Annotated in this window: 13 protein-coding genes; all 13 read left to right on the top strand. The window is 73.5% G+C overall.

Features of this window, described 5'->3' with window-relative positions:
* Window positions 1-53: 53 nt before the first annotated feature.
* The 13 genes from ACFVN3_RS07365 to ACFVN3_RS07305 all read left to right on the top strand — a co-directional run bounded on the left by ACFVN3_RS07365 (window position 54) and on the right by ACFVN3_RS07305 (window position 16,446).
* Window positions 54-1,844, top strand: a complete 1,791-nt coding sequence (locus ACFVN3_RS07365) for an ABC transporter ATP-binding protein (RefSeq protein ID WP_378232352.1) — start codon at window positions 54-56, stop codon at window positions 1,842-1,844.
* Between the two features lie 95 nt (window positions 1,845-1,939).
* On the top strand, window positions 1,940-2,401 hold the full coding sequence (hisI, locus tag ACFVN3_RS07360) for a phosphoribosyl-AMP cyclohydrolase (protein WP_378232120.1): 462 nt from the start codon (window positions 1,940-1,942) through the stop codon (window positions 2,399-2,401).
* The gene (locus ACFVN3_RS07355; protein WP_378232119.1) at window positions 2,398-3,975 is read left to right on the top strand and encodes an anthranilate synthase component I; all 1,578 of its coding nucleotides are present in this window, start codon (window positions 2,398-2,400) and stop codon (window positions 3,973-3,975) included. Before hisI ends, ACFVN3_RS07355 begins: the two co-directional genes overlap by 4 nt.
* Window positions 3,972-4,628 (top strand): Trp biosynthesis-associated membrane protein, encoded by a 657-nt coding sequence (locus ACFVN3_RS07350; RefSeq protein ID WP_378232117.1) that lies wholly within the window; start codon window positions 3,972-3,974, stop codon window positions 4,626-4,628. Before ACFVN3_RS07355 ends, ACFVN3_RS07350 begins: the two co-directional genes overlap by 4 nt.
* An 88-nt stretch (window positions 4,629-4,716) precedes the next feature.
* Window positions 4,717-4,989 (top strand): HGxxPAAW family protein, encoded by a 273-nt coding sequence (locus ACFVN3_RS07345; RefSeq protein WP_378232115.1) that lies wholly within the window; start codon window positions 4,717-4,719, stop codon window positions 4,987-4,989.
* A complete protein-coding gene (locus ACFVN3_RS07340; protein ID WP_378232114.1) occupies window positions 4,986-5,513 on the top strand; it encodes a DUF4190 domain-containing protein in 528 nt (175 codons plus the stop codon). The genes ACFVN3_RS07345 and ACFVN3_RS07340 overlap by 4 nt, the downstream gene beginning before the upstream one ends.
* 11 nt (window positions 5,514-5,524) lie before the next feature.
* The gene (locus tag ACFVN3_RS07335; protein ID WP_378232113.1) at window positions 5,525-5,956 is read left to right on the top strand and encodes a DUF2752 domain-containing protein; all 432 of its coding nucleotides are present in this window, start codon (window positions 5,525-5,527) and stop codon (window positions 5,954-5,956) included.
* 176 nt (window positions 5,957-6,132) lie between these two features.
* Window positions 6,133-6,945 carry an indole-3-glycerol phosphate synthase TrpC gene (trpC, locus tag ACFVN3_RS07330; protein WP_378232112.1) on the top strand — a complete coding sequence of 271 codons (813 nt, stop codon included), beginning with the start codon at window positions 6,133-6,135 and terminating at the stop codon, window positions 6,943-6,945.
* Window positions 6,946-7,072: 127 nt separating this feature from the next.
* Window positions 7,073-8,341, top strand: a complete 1,269-nt coding sequence (trpB, locus tag ACFVN3_RS07325) for a tryptophan synthase subunit beta (protein ID WP_378232350.1) — start codon at window positions 7,073-7,075, stop codon at window positions 8,339-8,341.
* Window positions 8,338-9,255, top strand: a complete 918-nt coding sequence (gene trpA / locus ACFVN3_RS07320) for a tryptophan synthase subunit alpha (protein ID WP_378232111.1) — start codon at window positions 8,338-8,340, stop codon at window positions 9,253-9,255. Before trpB ends, trpA begins: the two co-directional genes overlap by 4 nt.
* The gene (lgt, locus tag ACFVN3_RS07315) at window positions 9,252-10,265 is read left to right on the top strand and encodes a prolipoprotein diacylglyceryl transferase (protein ID WP_378232110.1); all 1,014 of its coding nucleotides are present in this window, start codon (window positions 9,252-9,254) and stop codon (window positions 10,263-10,265) included. The genes trpA and lgt overlap by 4 nt, the downstream gene beginning before the upstream one ends.
* 138 nt (window positions 10,266-10,403) lie before the next feature.
* Window positions 10,404-14,987, top strand: coding sequence for a glutamate synthase large subunit (gltB, locus tag ACFVN3_RS07310; protein ID WP_378232109.1), 4,584 nt, complete (start codon window positions 10,404-10,406; stop codon window positions 14,985-14,987).
* On the top strand, window positions 14,980-16,446 hold the full coding sequence (locus tag ACFVN3_RS07305) for a glutamate synthase subunit beta (protein WP_378232108.1): 1,467 nt from the start codon (window positions 14,980-14,982) through the stop codon (window positions 16,444-16,446). Before gltB ends, ACFVN3_RS07305 begins: the two co-directional genes overlap by 8 nt.
* Window positions 16,447-16,451: the final 5 nt, after the last annotated feature.

The raw sequence follows: 16,451 nt of genomic DNA, 5'->3' as shown, positions 1-16,451 counted from the left end.
CCACGGAGCGGTCGGCGCCGGCTGGCGCGCCGGGCCGGGCGGCCGAGGCCCGTATCGCCTCCGCGAGCTCGCTGGGCGTCCTCGCCACCCTGCGCCGAGGCGTCCAGGTCTCGCCGCAGATCCTCGACGGGATCTGGATCACGCTCGGGCTCGCGGTCGCGGCCGCGCTGGGCCGCGTCGTCGTCCCGGTGACCGTCCAGCAGACCGTCGACACCGGCGTGCTCGCCGACGGCGGCCCGGACACGACGCGCGTCGCCGTGCTCGTCGGCGCGGCCGCGGTCGTCATCGTCCTCGCGGGCCTCTGCTCGGCCTTCGTCAACGTCCGGCTGTTCCGCTCGACCGAGGCCGGCCTCGCCGGTCTGCGCGTGCGGGCGTTCCGGCACGTGCACGACCTCTCCGTGCTCACGCAGAACACCGAGCGGCGCGGGTCGCTCGTCTCGCGCGTGACGAGCGACGTCGACACCATCTCGCTCTTCGTCCAGTGGGGCGGCATCATGCTGCTCGTCTCGGTGCTGCAGATCGGCGTCGCGACGGTCCTCATGGCCGTCTACTCGTGGCAGCTCACGCTCGTGGTCTGGGCGTGCTTCGTCCCGCTGTTCCTCGTCCTGCGCCCCGCGCAGGCGCGCGTCAACGACGCGTACACGCAGGTTCGGGCGCGCGTCGGGGGCATGCTCGGCGCGATCTCCGAGTCGATCGTCGGCGCCGAGACCATCCGCGCGTACGGCGCGGGCGCCCGCACCGCGCGTCGCATCGACGCCGCCGTCGACGCGACGCGGCGGGCGATGGTCCGGGCGCAGAAGCTCGTCGCCGTCGTCTTCTCGAGCGGCGTGCTCGTGGCGAACCTCGTGCTCGCCGTGGTCGTCGTGGTCGGGTCCTACCTCGGGGTGGCGGGCGACATCTCGGTCGGCCAGCTCCTCGCGTTCCTCTTCCTCGTCCAGCTCTTCACGGGCCCCGTGCAGATGGCGACCGAGATCCTCAACGAGCTCCAGAACGCCGTCGCCGGCTGGCGACGCGTCCTCGCGGTGCTGGAGACGCCCGTCGAGGTCGTCGACAAGGGCGCCGACGGCGCGCGCAGCCCCCGCGGGCCCGCCCACGTGCGGCTCGAGGGCGTGCGGTTCGCCTACCCCGGCGGTCCCGAGGTGCTGCACGACGTCGACCTCGACCTCCCGGCGCGGGCGTCCGTCGCCGTGGTGGGCGCGACCGGCTCCGGGAAGACGACGATCGCCAAGCTCGTCACCCGGCTCATGGACCCGACCGCGGGGCGCGTGCTGCTCGACGGCACCGACCTGCGCGACCTCGCCGTCGCGTCGTTGCGCGAGCGCGTCGTGCTCGTGCCCCAGGAGGGCTTCCTCTTCGACGGCACGCTCGCCGACAACGTGGCGTACGGGCTGCGCGGCGCCGCCGAGCAGGAACCCGACGCCGCTCGCCGTGCCCGGATCGAGGCCGCCGTCGAGCGGCTCGGGCTCACCGACTGGGTCGCGGACCTGCCGGACGGTCTCGACTCCCCGGTCGGTCAGCGCGGCGAGTCGCTCTCCGCGGGGGAGCGGCAGCTCGTCGCACTGGTGCGGGCCTACCTCGCCGAGGCCGACCTGCTCGTCCTCGACGAGGCGACGTCCGCCGTCGACCCCGCCACCGAGGTCCGCATCGCCCGGGCGCTCGCGTCCCTCACCGCGGGCCGCTCCACCCTGACCATCGCCCACCGGCTCTCCACGGCCGAGGCGGCCGACCTCGTCGTCGTGGTGGACGCGGGCCACGTCGTCGAGGTCGGCCACCACGACGACCTCGCGCGCGCCGGCGGCGTCTACGCCCGCATGCACGACGCCTGGGTCTCCCAGACCCGCTGAGGCGCGTGCGGACCTGGTGCGACGGCTCGAGACGGTGGCGGGACGGCGGCGAGACGGGGGACCGAGGTCGCCCCGGCGTCTGGCAGGATTCTCGGGTGCCCGACTCCACGACCGGCCCCACGACCGACACGTCGAACCGCACCGCGCTCGACCCCGAGATCGCCGCCCGGCTCAAGCGCGACGACGCAGGCCTGGTCGCCGCGATCGTCCAGCAGCACGACACGGGTGACGTGCTCATGCTCGGCTGGATGGACGACGAGGCGCTCCACCGGACGCTGACGACAGGACGCGTCACGTTCTGGAGCCGGTCCCGCCAGGAGTACTGGCGCAAGGGCGACACCTCGGGCCACGTGCAGGTCGTGCGCTCGGTCGCCCTCGACTGCGACGGGGACGCGCTGCTCGTGCGCGTCCACCAGGTCGGGGCCGCGTGCCACACCGGCACGCGCACCTGCTTCGAGGCCGGGGGAGACCTGGGCGCCGTCGTCGGCGACCTGCCGCCCGGCACCGCCGACCCCTCGACCACGCCCGACCCCGATCCTGAGGAGGAGAACCAGTGAGCGCGACCGTCGACCCGGCCGAGACCACCACCGTCCCCGCGGGCGGTCCCGCGTGGGGCGAGACGTGGCCCGTGCTCGACGGCTTCCGCGCGCAGGCCACGTCCCGACGGGTAGTCCCGGTGGTCCGGCGCCTGCTCGCCGACGACGTCACGCCCGTCGGTCTGTACCGCACGCTGGCGCAGGGCCGGCCGGGCACGTTCGTCCTGGAGTCTGCGGAGTCGGACGGCCGCTGGGCGCGGTACTCGTTCGTCGGGGTGGCCTCCCGAGCGACGCTCACGGCGCGGGACGGCCGGGCGGTGTGGTCCGGCGACGTGCCCGCGGGCGTCCCGCTGGAGGGAGACGTCGTGGAGGTGCTCGAGGCGACGCTCGACGTGCTCCGGACGCCGGCGGTCGAAGGCCTGCCGCCGCTCACCGGCGGGCTCGCGGGCGCGATCGGCTGGGACGTCATCCGGCACTGGGAGCCGACCCTGCCGTCGGACGCGCCCGACGAGCTGGGCGTGCCCGAGCTGACGTTGTGCCTCGCGACGGACCTCGCGGTCGTCGACCACGCGGAGGGCAGCGTGTGGCTCGTCGCCAACGCGATCAACTTCGACGACACGGACGAGCGCGTCGACGAGGCCTACGCGGACGCCGTGGCGCGGCTGGACACGATGCAGGCCCGGCTGGTCGCCGGCGGCGCGCACGTCGCGTCGGTCGTGGCGCCGGACGTCGCCGAGCCCGCGCTCGAGTTCCGCTCGACACGCGAGGAGTTCGAGGCGTCGGTCGTCGCCGGCAAGGACGCGATCCGCGAGGGCGAGGTGTTCCAGGTGGTGCTGTCCCAGCGCCTGGACCTCGACTGCCCGGCGGACCCGCTCGACGTGTACCGCGCGCTGCGGACGATCAACCCGAGCCCGTACATGTACTACTTCCAGCTCACGGACGCGGACGGACGGGACTTCGCGGTCGTCGGGTCCAGCCCGGAGACCCTCGTGAAGGTCGAGGACGGCCGGGTCACGACGTTCCCGATCGCCGGCTCGCGCCCGCGCGGCGCGACGCCGGAGGAGGACGTGGCGCTCGGGGAGGAGCTCCTCCAGGACCCCAAGGAGCTCGCCGAGCACATCATGCTCGTGGACCTGTCGCGCAACGACCTCGTCAAGGTGTGCGAGCCGACGTCGGTCGAGGTCGTCGAGTTCATGGCGACCAAGCGGTTCAGCCACATCATGCACCTGTGCTCGACGGTCGTCGGGACGCTGCGCGACGGCGCGACCGCGCTCGACGCCTTCCGCGCGACGTTCCCCGCCGGCACGCTCTCGGGTGCGCCCAAGCCCCGCGCGATCGCCCTCATCGACGAGCTCGAGCCCGCGTCGCGCGGGATCTACGGTGGGACCGCGGGGTACTTCGACTTCGACGGGAACATGGACATGGCCATCGCGATCCGGACCGCGCTGATCCGCGACGGTCGGGCGAGCGTCCAGGCCGGCGGCGGTATCGTCGCCGACTCGGTGCCGGCGCTCGAGTACGCGGAGTCGCGCAACAAGGCCGCCGCCGCGGTCCGGGCCGTCCAGGTCGCCGCGCGGCTGCGGGGGCTCGCGTGAGCCGCCCGGCCGGGCCGAGCCGGCGCACCGCGATCTGGGTCCTGCTCCTGCTCGGGGGTGCGACCCTCGCGACGGCCATGCCGACCTGGCTGAGCACGACCGGCGCGACGGCGCTCGACCCGCAGGTCGAGGTGACCGTCGCCGGGACGTCGGCTGCGCCCGGGGTGAGCGCGTCGGCGCTCGTGCTCGTCGCCGCCGCGCTCGCGCTGGGGCTCGTCGGCCGCGTGGGCCGGTGGGTCGTGCTCGCCGTCGCCGCCGCGAGCGGCGTCGTCGCGACCGTCTCCGCGCTCGGCGTCGCGCTCGACCCGGAGCCGAGCGCGCGGTCGGCCGTCGCGGACGCGACGGGCGTCACGGAGCTCACCGCACCGGTCGACCTGACCGTCGCGCCCTGGCTCGCCGCGACGCTCGGCGTCCTCACGGTGCTCGCTGTGGTGTGGGTCGCCGTCGGCTCGCGGTCGTGGGCCGGCGCGTCGACGCGGCACGAGCGCGCGACCGGCGCGACGCCTCCCGCCGCCTCGGCGGCAGCGGGGACGACGGCGCCCGAAGGACCCTCGGACCCGTCCGGTGCCACGGAGCCCGCCTCGCCCGACGACCTCACCGACCACGACGCGTGGGACGCGCTGTCCCGCGGCGAGGACCCCACGGACCGCTGAGCAGCGCGGACACCCCTCTCGCGTCGCCGCGGCGCTCGACCGCGCGGGGGACGGGCACCGGCCCGGTCCGATAGGCTCTGACCACATCTTGACGAAAGGCACGACCCTCATGGCCGAGAACCAGCAGACCACCGAGATCGCCTACCTGCCGCCCGCGGCTCCGCCCACCAACCACGGCCACACCGTCGCCGCCTGGTTCACGATGATCGGCATCATGGTCGGGGCCCTCGTGGCCGCGATCGGGGTGGTCGTCGCCGCCGTCTGGCTGTTCTGGGTCGGCATGGGCGTCGTGGCCGTCGCGCTGATCGGCGGGCTCGTGCTGCGGAACGCGGGCTACGGCCAGAAGCGGGCCACGCGGTGACGCAGCCGCCGGGACCCGGCCCGTACGACCCCGCAGGCCCGCCGGACGGGTCGCAGGCGCCGTACGGCTCGTCGGCGCCCGGCGGCCCGCAGCCCCCGACGGGCGACCCCGCGGGGATGCCCTACGCGGCGCAGCCGCAGTACCCCGCCGGGCAGTACCCCGGCCAGGAGTATCCCGGCCAGCAGTACCCGGGCCAGCAGTACCCCGGCCAGCAGTACCCGGCCGGCGCCTACGGAGCGCCGCCGTACTACCCCAAGAACGGCCTGGCCATCTGGTCGCTGGTGCTGGGGATCGCCGCGTTCGTGCTGAGCTGCGGCTTCTTCACGGGCATCCCGGCGGTGATCGTCGGCAACGCCGCGAAGCGCGCGGTCGCAGAGGGGCAGGCGGACAACGACGGCATGGCGACGGCGGGGATCATCCTCGGCTGGGTCGCGATCGGGCTGTCGGTCGTCGGTGTCCTCCTGCTCCTCCTCTTCTTCCCTGCCTTCTTCGCCTGGGTCGGCACGATCCCGGACCAGTACTGACGGGTGCGCACGTGACGTCCGAGGCCGTGCGACGTCGACGGGTCCCGCGCGCGGCGCAGGCACCCCTCGCGGTCGGCGCGCTCGTCGCGGCGGCGACGGCCTACGTCGGTACCGTCGACCCGAACCGCCCGGGGCACTACGTCACGTGCCCCCTGCTCGCGCTGACCGGCCTCGCGTGCCCGGGGTGCGGCGGCCTGCGCGCCACCCATGACCTCGTGCACCTCGACCTCGCCGCGGCCTGGTCCATGAACCCCCTGTGGGTCGTCGTCGCGCCGCTGCTCGTCGCGCTGTGGGGCACGTGGCTCGTCCGGGCCTGGCGCGGGCGCCCGGCTCCCCGCCTCCCGGCCTGGCTCGCGTGGGCCTCGCTGGGTGTCCTCGTGCTGTTCGGCGTCCTGCGGAACGTGCCCGCCCTCGTCCCGTGGCTCGGCCCGGTCGCGGGTTGAGGCGGTCGGGCGACGCCGCGGCGACCGTCTCGGGGGCTGGGCCGTGGTCATCGTCACTCGGGGTCGGCTCTACGATGGCAGGTACCTCCCTGTCAACGGGTCGGCCCGAACCTGTGGGTGCACGATGGCCGACCGGCCCGGCCGGGGGGCGGGACGACACGGGGAGTGGTGGGACGATGACGGTTCTGGACGACATCGTCGCGGGCGTGCGCGAGGACCTCGCGGTACGTCAGGCGGCGACCTCGCTCGACGAGCTGAAGGAACGTGCGTCCCGCGTCCACGGCGCGCTGGAGGTCGTGAGCCGCCTCAAGGCGGACGACGCCGTCGCGGTCATCGCCGAGGTGAAGCGCTCGAGCCCCAGCAAGGGCGCGCTCGCCGCGATCTCCGACCCGGCCGAGCTCGCGGGGGAGTACGAGAAGGGCGGCGCCGCCGCGATCTCCGTGCTCACCGAGCAGCGGCGGTTCAACGGGAGCCTCGCCGACCTCGACGCCGTGCGCGCCCGTGTCGACGTGCCCGTGCTCCGCAAGGACTTCGTCGTGACGCCGTACCAGGTGTGGGAGGCGCGGGCGCACGGCGCCGACATCGTCCTCCTCATCGTCGCCGCGCTCGAGCAGACGGTCCTCACGTCGCTCGTCGAGCGCGTCCACTCGCTCGGCATGACCGCGCTCGTCGAGGTGCACACGCTGGACGAGGTCTCACGGGCGCTCGACGCCGGTGCGCGCGTCGTGGGCGTGAACTCGCGCGACCTCAAGACCCTCGACGTGGACCGCACGACGTTCGCGCGTCTCGCGCCCGCCATCCCGGACGAGGTCGTCCGCGTCGCCGAGTCCGGCGTCCGCGGCCCGCACGACGTCATGGACTACGCCCGCTCCGGTGCGCACGCGGTGCTCGTCGGCGAGGCGCTCGTGACCGACGACGCCCCGCGCTCGTCCGTCGCGGACCTCGTCGCGGCCGGTTCGCACCCGTCGCTGTGGTCCGTGCGGCCCTGAGGCACGACGGCACCGTCCGTCACGCCGCAGGCGCCGCGCCCCGGCCCAGCACACCCCACCACGCAGGAGGACCGGCCCCGTGCCCGACTCGACACCTTCGACCACCTCCCGGAGCACCGAGCACTCCGTGCGCGCCGACCTGACGCGCTCCCTCGCGACCCAGGAGGGTCCCTACTTCGGCGAGTTCGGCGGACGGTTCGTCCCCGAGGCGCTCATCGCCGCGCTGGACGAGCTGGAGACCGAGTACCGCAAGGCGCTCGACGACCCGGCGTTCGTGAACGAGCTCGCGCGTCTCCAGCGCGAGTACACCGGGCGTCCGAGCCCGCTCACGGAGGTGCCGCGCTTCGCCCAGCACGCGGGCGGCTCGCGCGTCTTCCTCAAGCGCGAGGACCTCAACCACACCGGCTCGCACAAGATCAACAACGTGCTCGGCCAGGCGCTGCTCGTCAAGCGCATGGGCAAGACGCGCGTGATCGCCGAGACCGGGGCGGGCCAGCACGGCGTCGCGACGGCGACGGCCGCGGCCCTGCTCGACCTCGAGTGCGTCGTGTACATGGGCGAGGAGGACACGCAGCGCCAGGCGCTCAACGTGGCCCGCATGCGCCTGCTCGGTGCGGAGGTCGTCCCCGTGACGATCGGGCAGCGCACGCTCAAGGACGCGATCAACGAGGCGCTGCGCGACTGGGTCGCGAACGTCGACACGACCCACTACCTCCTCGGCACCGTGACCGGCCCGCACCCGTTCCCCGAGATGGTGCGCGAGTTCCACCGCGTCATCGGTGAGGAGGCGCGCACGCAGATCCTCGACCGCATCGGTCGCCTGCCGGACGCGCTCGCGGCGTGCGTCGGCGGCGGGTCCAACGCGCTCGGCCTGTTCAACGCGTTCCTCGACGACGACGCGGTCGAGCTCTACGGCTTCGAGGCCGGGGGCGAGGGCGTGGAGACCGGTCGGCACGCGGCCCGCTTCAGCGGCGGCGCCCCGGGCGTCCTGCACGGCGCGCGCTCGTACCTGCTCCAGGACGACGACGGCCAGACCCTCCCCAGCCACTCCGTCTCGGCGGGGCTGGACTACCCGAGCGTCGGCCCGGCGCACTCGTGGCTGCACGACCTCGGTCGCGCGACCTACGAGCCCGTGACCGACACCGAGGCCATGGAGGCGTTCCGCCTGCTGTGCCGCACGGAGGGCATCATCCCCGCGATCGAGTCGGCGCACGCGCTCGCGGGCGCGCTGCGGGTCGGCCGCCGGGCTGCCGAGGCCGGCCGCACGGACCACGTGATCCTGGTGAACCTCTCGGGGCGCGGGGACAAGGACGTCGCGACCGCCGCCCGGTGGTTCGACCTCGTGGACGACGACGCGATCGCCGAGACGGCGACGGGCACGGAGGGACAGCTGTGAGCGCGGCACAGACCAAGGACGCCCCCGGGGCGCCGACCGCGGGGACGACGTCGCTCACGGCGCGTCGCCTGCTCGAGCTCCGCGCGGAGGGCCGCGCCGGGCTCGTGGGCTACCTGCCGGTCGGCTTCCCGACCGTGGATCGCTCGATCGAGGCGGCGCTCGCGCTCGTCGAGTCGGGCGTGGACGTGCTGGAGCTCGGCATCCCGTACACCGACCCGGTGATGGACGGCCCGGTCATCCAGGCCGCGGCCCAGACCGCGCTCGACGCCGGAGTGCGCGTCGCTGACGTCTTCCGCGTCGTGGCGGCCGTCACGGAGCGGACGGGCGGGCGGGTGCCCGTGCTCGTCATGACCTACTGGAACCCGGTCCTGCGCTACGGCGTCGACGCGTTCGCGCGCGACCTCGCCGCCGTCGGGGGCGCCGGACTCATCACGCCGGACCTCATCCCCGACGAGGGCCGCGCCTGGTTGGACGCCTCGGAGGCGCACGGCCTGGACCGCGTCTTCCTTGTCGCGCCGAGCTCGACCGCCGAGCGGCTGCGGCTCACGGCGCGCGCGTCGCGCGGGTTCGTCTACGCGGCCTCGACGATGGGCGTCACGGGCGTGCGGGCGGCCGTCGGGCCGCAGGCGGCACGGCTGGTGGCAGACACGCGCGCGGCCGGGGCCGACCTCGTGTGCGTCGGGCTCGGCGTGTCCAACGGCGAGCAGGCCGCCGAGGTCGGGCGCTACGCCGACGGCGTCATCGTCGGCTCCGCGTTCGTCCGCCCCCTGCTGGCCGACGCGCCGTGGGACGAGCGGATCGCCGCTCTGAAGACCGTCGCGGCGGGGCTTGCCGCGGGCGTGCGCTCGGGGCGGGAAGGGGCCGGCGACGACGTCCCGGCCGCCACGACGACGTCCGGAGAGGTGGTCGCATGAGCGCCGCGCTCGCCGTCGGGCAGCTCGTGGAGGCCGCGGGCGCCCTGCCCGCGGCGATCCCGAGCCCCCCGCAGCACACGTGGTACGTCGGGCCGTTCCCGATCCGGGCGTACGCGCTCGCGATCCTCGCGGGCATCGCCGTGGCCCTGTGGCTCACGCGCCGCCGCTGGGTGGAGCGCGGGGGAGAGGCGGACGACGTCCTCGAGATCGCCTTCTGGGCCGTCCCGTTCGGCATCGTGGGCGGTCGGCTCTACCACGTCTTCTCGACCCCGGACCCGTACTGGGGTCCGAACGGCGACCCGGTCCGCGCCCTCTACGTGTGGGAGGGCGGCCTCGGCATCTGGGGCGCGGTCGCGCTCGGTGCGGTCGGCGCGTACATCGGGTGCCGCCGCCAGCGCGTGAGCTTCCCCGCGTTCGCCGACGCCCTCGCGCCCGGGCTGCTGCTCGCGCAGGCCGTGGGCCGCCTCGGCAACTGGTTCAACCAGGAGCTCTTCGGCGGGCCCACGACGCTGCCCTGGGGGCTGCGCGTCGACGACTCCGTGGCCGCCGCGGCGGGCTATCCGCCGGGCACCTTGTTCCACCCGACGTTCCTCTACGAGATGGTCTGGAACATCGGTGCTGCCCTGCTCCTGATCTACCTGGACCGTCGGTTCCGGCTGGGTCATGGTCGGGTATTCTGGCTCTACGTCTTCGTCTACACGCTCGGTCGTGTGTGGATCGAGATGCTGCGCATCGACGAGGCAGAGCTCGTCCTCGGCCTCCGGCTGAACGTCTGGACCTCGATCCTGGTCGGCGTCGGTGCGTTGATTGCGTTTATCGTTGTCGGGCGTCGCCACCCCGGGCGCGAGGAGACGGTGTCCCTCGACGCTCCGGACGAGGCGTCCACCACGGGGTCCGAGGAGCCGGTCGAGGAGTCGACCGACGACGAGGACCCCTCGACGACCGAGGACTCCGACGACTCGGAGGAGTCCGAGCAGGCAGATGCCGCGCGACCAGACCCCGGTCGCTGAGCATCCGTCATTCATAGGCGAATCCGCCGGGCGACCGCCCGGTGGGTTCTGTCATGTCCATAGGGCCGACGACGTCCCGAATCCCCCAGCTGGAACCAGCCCGGCCGTCTCGGTCGGGCGCCTGTGAGGACGGTGTTGATGACCACGCCGCAGTATCGGGACGCGCACCGGGCACCCGCCCTGTCCGCCCCTCCCACGGCATCCGGTCTGTACGACCCCGCCGCCGAGCACGACGCGTGCGGCGTCGCCTTCGTGGCGACGCTCCGCGGCACGCCCGGACGCGACATCGTTGACGCGGGCCTGACGGCCCTGCTCAACCTCGACCACCGCGGCGCCGTCGGCGCCGAGGAGAACAGCGGCGACGGCGCCGGGATCCTCACGCAGATCCCCGACGCGTTCGTGCGCGACGTGGTCGACGCGGAGCTCCCGCCCGCCGGGCACTACGCCATCGGCATGGCCTTCCTCCCGCAGGACGCCGGCGCGGCCGCGGAGGCGGCCCGCAGCGTCGAGGCGATCGCGGCCGAGGAGAAGCTCGAGGTCCTCGCGTGGCGCGACGTGCCCGTGACCGCCGACCTCGTCGGCCCGAGCGCCCGCGCGTCCATGCCGCTGTTCCGCCAGGTCGTCGTCGCGGACCCCGCGCGCGAGCTGTCCGGGGTGGAGCTCGACCGCCGCACGTACCGCCTGCGCAAGCGGGCTGAGAACGAGCTCGGCCTGTTCTTCGCCTCGCTCTCGGCACGGACCCTCACGTACAAGGGCATGCTCACGACGGCGCAGCTCGAGCCGTTCTTCCCGGACCTGTCCGACCCGCGGTACGCGAGCGAGATCGCGCTCGTGCACTCGCGGTTCTCGACGAACACGTTCCCGTCGTGGCCGCTCGCGCAGCCGTTCCGGATGATCGCGCACAACGGCGAGATCAACACGGTGCGCGGCAACCGCAACTGGATGGCGGCGCGCGAGGGTACCCTCGCGAGCGACGCCGTCGGCGACCTCGCGCCGCTCCTGCCCGTGTGCTCGGAGGGGTCGAGCGACTCGGCGAGCTTCGACGAGGTGCTCGAGCTCCTGCACCTGTCCGGCCGCTCGCTGCCGCACGCCGTGCTCATGATGATCCCGGAGGCGTGGGAGAACCACGCCGACATGGACCCGGAGCTCCGCGCGTTCTACGAGTACCACTCGACGCTCATGGAGCCGTGGGACGGGCCGGCGTGCCTGAACTTCACGGACGGCACCCTCATCGGGGCGGTCCTGGACCGCAACGGCCTGCGCCCGGGGCGCTACTGGGTGACCGAGGACGGCCTCGTCGTGCTCGCGAGCGAGGCGGGCGTGCTCGACCTCGACCCCGCGACGATCGTCCGCAAGGGCCGCCTCGAGCCGGGGCGCATGTTCCTTGTCGACACCGGCCAGGGCCGGATCATCGAGGACGAGGAGATCAAGTCCCAGCTCGCCGCGCAGCGTCCGTACGCGCAGTGGGTCGCGGAGAACGCGGTCTACCTCGATCAGCTCCCCGAGCGCGAGCACGTCGCGCACAGCCCCGCGTCCGTCGAGCGCCGCCAGCGCGCCTTCGGGTACACGCAGGAGGAGCTCAAGGTCATCCTCACCCCGATGGCGAACACGGGGGCGGAGCCGCTGGGCGCGATGGGCACGGACACGCCCATCGCCGTCCTGGCGAAGCGCCCGCGCCTGCTGTTCGACTACTTCACGCAGATGTTCGCGCAGGTGACGAACCCGCCGCTCGACGCGATCCGCGAGGAGCTCGTCACGTCCATCGGCGGTGCGATCGGCCCGGAGCCGAACCTCCTCGTCGACACGCCCGAGCACGCGCGCAAGCTCATGCTGCCGTTCCCCGTGCTCGACAACGACCAGCTCGCCAAGATCATCCGCGTCGACAAGGACCCGAAGCTCGCCGGCATCTTCCGCGCGGTGACGATCAAGGGCCTGTACCGCGTCGCGGGCGGCGGCGAGTCGCTGCTCGCCCGGCTCGAGGAGATCTTCGCCGAGGTCGACGCGCACGTCGCCGCCGGCGCGAGCTTCATCGTGCTGTCGGACCGCGACTCGGACGCCGAGCACGCCCCGATCCCGTCGCTGCTCCTGTCGAGCGCGGTGCACCACCACCTGCTGCGCCGGCACACGCGCACCCAGGTGTCGCTCGTCGTCGAGGCCGGCGACGTGCGCGAGGTGCACCACGTCGCGCTGCTCATCGGCTACGGCGCCGCCGCGGTGAACCCGTACCTCGCCATGGAGACGGTCGAGGACCTCGCGCGGCGCGGCTACCTCACGGTCGACCCGGCGAAGGCCGTCGCGAACCTCATCAAGGGGCTCGGCAAGGGCGTGCTCAAGGTCATGAGCAAGATGGGCATCTCGACCATCTCCTCGTACCGCGGCGCCCAGGTGTTCGAGGCGGTGGGTCTGTCCCACGACCTCGTCCAGGCGTTCTTCACGGGCACGACGTCGCGCCTCAGCGGCATCGGGCTCGACGTCGTCGCGGCCGAGGTCGCGGCGCGGCACGTCGACGCGTACCCCAAGTCCGGCAACCACCGCCCGCACGTCCGCCTCACGACGGGCGGCGAGTACCAGTGGCGCCGCGACAGCGAGGAGCACCTGTTCGACCCGGAGACGGTCTTCCGTCTCCAGCACGCCACGCGCGAGCGCCGGTTCGACATCTTCCGGCAGTACACGCACCGCGTGGACGAGCAGTCCTCGCGGCTCATGACGCTGCGCGGCCTCCTCGCGCTGCGCGAGGGCGAGCGCCCCGCGGTCCCGCTCGACGAGGTCGAGCCGGTGAGCGAGATCGTCAAGCGCTTCAACACGGGCGCCATGTCCTACGGGTCGATCTCGGCTGAGGCGCACGAGACCCTCGCGGTCGCGATGAACCGCCTCGGCGGCCGGTCGAACACCGGCGAAGGGGGCGAGGACCCGGAGCGCCTGTACGACCCGGAGCGCCGCTCCAAGGTCAAGCAGATCGCGTCGGGGCGCTTCGGCGTCACGAGCGAGTACCTGACGAACGCGGACGACATCCAGATCAAGCTCGCCCAGGGCGCCAAGCCCGGCGAGGGCGGTCAGCTCCCGGGCCACAAGGTGTACCCGTGGGTCGCCAAGACCCGGCACTCGACGCCGGGCGTCGGGCTCATCTCGCCGCCGCCGCACCACGACATCTACTCGATCGAGGACCTCGCGCAGCTCATCCACGACGCGAAGAACGCGAACCCGGCGGCGCGCATCCACGTCAAGCTCGTCTCCGAGTTCGGCGTCGGGACGGTCGCGACGGGCGTGTCCAAGGCGCACGCGGACGTCGTCCTCATCTCGGGTCACGACGGCGGCACGGGCGCGAGCCCGCTGACGTCGCTCAAGCACGCGGGCACGCCGTGGGAGATCGGCCTCGCCGAGACCCAGCAGACGCTCGTGCTCAACAACCTGCGCGACCGCATCGTCGTCCAGGTCGACGGCCAGATGAAGACCGGCCGCGACGTGGTCGTGGCGGCGCTGCTCGGTGCCGAGGAGTTCGGCTTCGCGACCGCCCCCATGGTCGTGTCGGGCTGCGTCATGATGCGGGTGTGCCACCTGGACACGTGCCCGGTGGGCGTCGCGACGCAGAACCCCGAGCTCCGGGCCCGGTTCACGGGCAAGCCGGAGTTCGTCGTGAACTTCTTCGAGTTCATCGCCGAGGAGGTGCGCGAGTACCTCGCGCGCCTCGGCTTCCGGAGCATCGAGGAGGCCATCGGCCGCGTCGAGCTCCTCGACACGCGCAAGGCGGTCGACCACTGGAAGGCCCAGGGGCTCGACCTCGGGCCCGTGCTCGAGCGGCCGGTGCCGGTCGAAGGTGCGTCGCTGCGCAACACCACGACGCAGGACCACGGCCTCGAGAAGGCGCTCGACAACCAGCTCGTCGCCCTCGCCGAGGACGCGCTCGAGCGGCGCGAGCCGGTCCGCATCTCCCTGCCGGTGCGCAACGTCAACCGCACCGTGGGCACGATGCTCGGCCACGAGGTGACCAAGCGGTTCCGCGGCGAGGGCCTGCCCGACGACACGATCGACGTGACCCTCACCGGGTCCGCCGGCCAGTCGCTCGGCGCGTTCCTCCCGCGCGGCGTCACGCTGCGTCTGTTCGGCGACGCGAACGACTACGTCGGCAAGGGCCTGTCGGGCGGGCGGATCGTCGTGCGCCCGGACCGCAACGCGGTCCTCACCGGGTCGAGCAACGTCGTGGCGGGCAACGTCATCGGCTACGGCGCGACGTCCGGCGAGATCTTCCTGCGCGGTCGCGTCGGGGAGCGGTTCGGCGTGCGCAACTCGGGCGCGACGCTCGTCGTCGAGGGCGTGGGCGACCACGGGTGCGAGTACATGACCGGTGGCACGGTGCTGGTGCTCGGTCCGACGGGCCGCAACTTCGGCGCCGGCATGTCCGGCGGCACCGCGTACGTGCTCGACCTGCGGGAGGGCGCCGTGAACACGAGCGCGCTCGCAACGGGCGAGCTCGGCCTGAGCCCGCTCGAGGACGGCGAGGTGGCGCTCGTCGAGCAGCTCGTGCGGCGTCACCACGAGGAGACGGGGTCGCCGCTCGCGGCCGAGCTCCTCGAGGACTTCCCCGCGGCCGTCCAGCGCTTCACGCGCGTGCTGCCGACCGACTTCGCCCGCATGCGCTCGGCGCTCGAGAAGGCCGAGTCGGCCGGGCTCGACCCCGCGGCCCCGGGCGTCTGGGACCAGATCTTGGAGGTGGCCCGTGGCTGACCCCCGCGGATTCCTGAAGGTGCGGGAGCGCGAGCTCCCGCCCAACCGCCCGGTCGCCGTGCGCCTGCGAGACTGGAAGGACGTGCACGCGCACCTCGAGGAGGGCCAGGTCTTCCTCAAGGAGCAGGCGGGACGCTGCATGGACTGCGGCATCCCGTTCTGCCACCAGGGGTGCCCCCTCGGCAACCTCATCCCCGAGTGGAACGACCTCGTCTACCGCGACCAGTGGGCCGACGCGATCGACCGCCTGCACGAGACGAACAACTTCCCGGAGTTCACCGGTCGCGTGTGCCCGGCACCGTGCGAGTCGAGCTGCGTGCTCGGCATCAACCAGCCGGCCGTGACGATCAAGAACGTCGAGGTCTCGATCATCGACGAGGCGTTCGCCCGCGGTCTGGTGACGCCGCAGGTGCCGCAGCGCCTCACGGGGTCGACGGTCGCCGTCGTGGGTTCCGGTCCCGCCGGGCTCGCCGCGGCGCAGCAGCTCACGCGCGCCGGCCACACCGTCGCCGTGTACGAGCGGGACGACGCGATCGGCGGCCTCCTGCGCTACGGCATCCCGGACTTCAAGCTCGAGAAGCTGCACATCGACCGGCGCGTCGCGCAGATGGAGGCCGAGGGCACGCGCTTCCGCCCGGGCGTCGAGATCGGCGTCGACATCACGTGGGACGACCTGCGCGCGCGGTACGACGCCGTCGTGGTCGCCACGGGTGCGACCGTCCCGCGCGACCTGTCGATCCCCGGCCGCGAGCTCGACGGCATCCACTTCGCCATGGACTTCCTGCACCAGGCGAACGCCGTCGTGGCCGGGCGCGAGGTCGCCGACCAGATCACGGCCACGGGCAAGCACGTCATCGTCATCGGTGGCGGCGACACCGGGTCGGACTGCCTCGGCACCTCGCTGCGCCAGGGCGCGGCGAGCGTGACGACGCTCGCGATCGGCAAGCAGCCGCCGCTCGAGCGGTCCGCGACCCAGCCGTGGCCGACGGACCCCATCGTGTTCGAGGTGTCCTCGTCCCACGAGGAGGGCGGCGAGCGCGAGTTCCTCGCGTCGACCGTCGAGTTCCTCGGTGACGAGAACGGAGCCGTGCGCGCGCTGCGCGTCGCGGAGACCGAGTACCTGCCCGACGGCCGTCGCGTGCCCAAGGAGGGCACCGAGCGCGAGATCCCCGCGGACCTCGTGCTCGTCGCGATGGGCTTCACCGGGCCGGAGACGGCGACCATCACGACCCAGGCCGGCACGGACCTCACGAGCCGCGGCCTCGTGGCGCGCGGCGACGACTTCGCGTCGTCGCTGCCGGGGGTCTTCGTGGCCGGCGACGCGGGTCGTGGGCAGTCGCTGATCGTGTGGGCGATCGCCGAGGGTCGGGCGGCGGCGGCTTCCGTCGACGCCTACCTTCAGGGAGGGACCGAGCTGCCCGCGCCCGTGCGCGCGAACACCGTGTCCTTGCGCGCTTGACGTGC

The sequence above is a fragment of the Cellulosimicrobium sp. NPDC057862 genome, assembly GCF_042797035.1.
Lineage (GTDB): Bacteria > Actinomycetota > Actinomycetes > Actinomycetales > Cellulomonadaceae > Cellulosimicrobium.
This window is presented reverse-complemented; position numbering and strand designations above follow the sequence as displayed.

What these genes read in the sequence shown, in the direction of transcription:
- trpC (WP_378232112.1), top strand. Translation starts at nt 6,133, where the DNA reads ATGACGGTTCTGGACGACATCGTCGCGGGCGTGCGCGAGGACCTCGCG.
- lgt (WP_378232110.1), top strand. Translation starts at nt 9,252, where the DNA reads ATGAGCGCCGCGCTCGCCGTCGGGCAGCTCGTGGAGGCCGCGGGCGCC.
- gltB (WP_378232109.1), top strand. Translation starts at nt 10,404, where the DNA reads ATGACCACGCCGCAGTATCGGGACGCGCACCGGGCACCCGCCCTGTCC.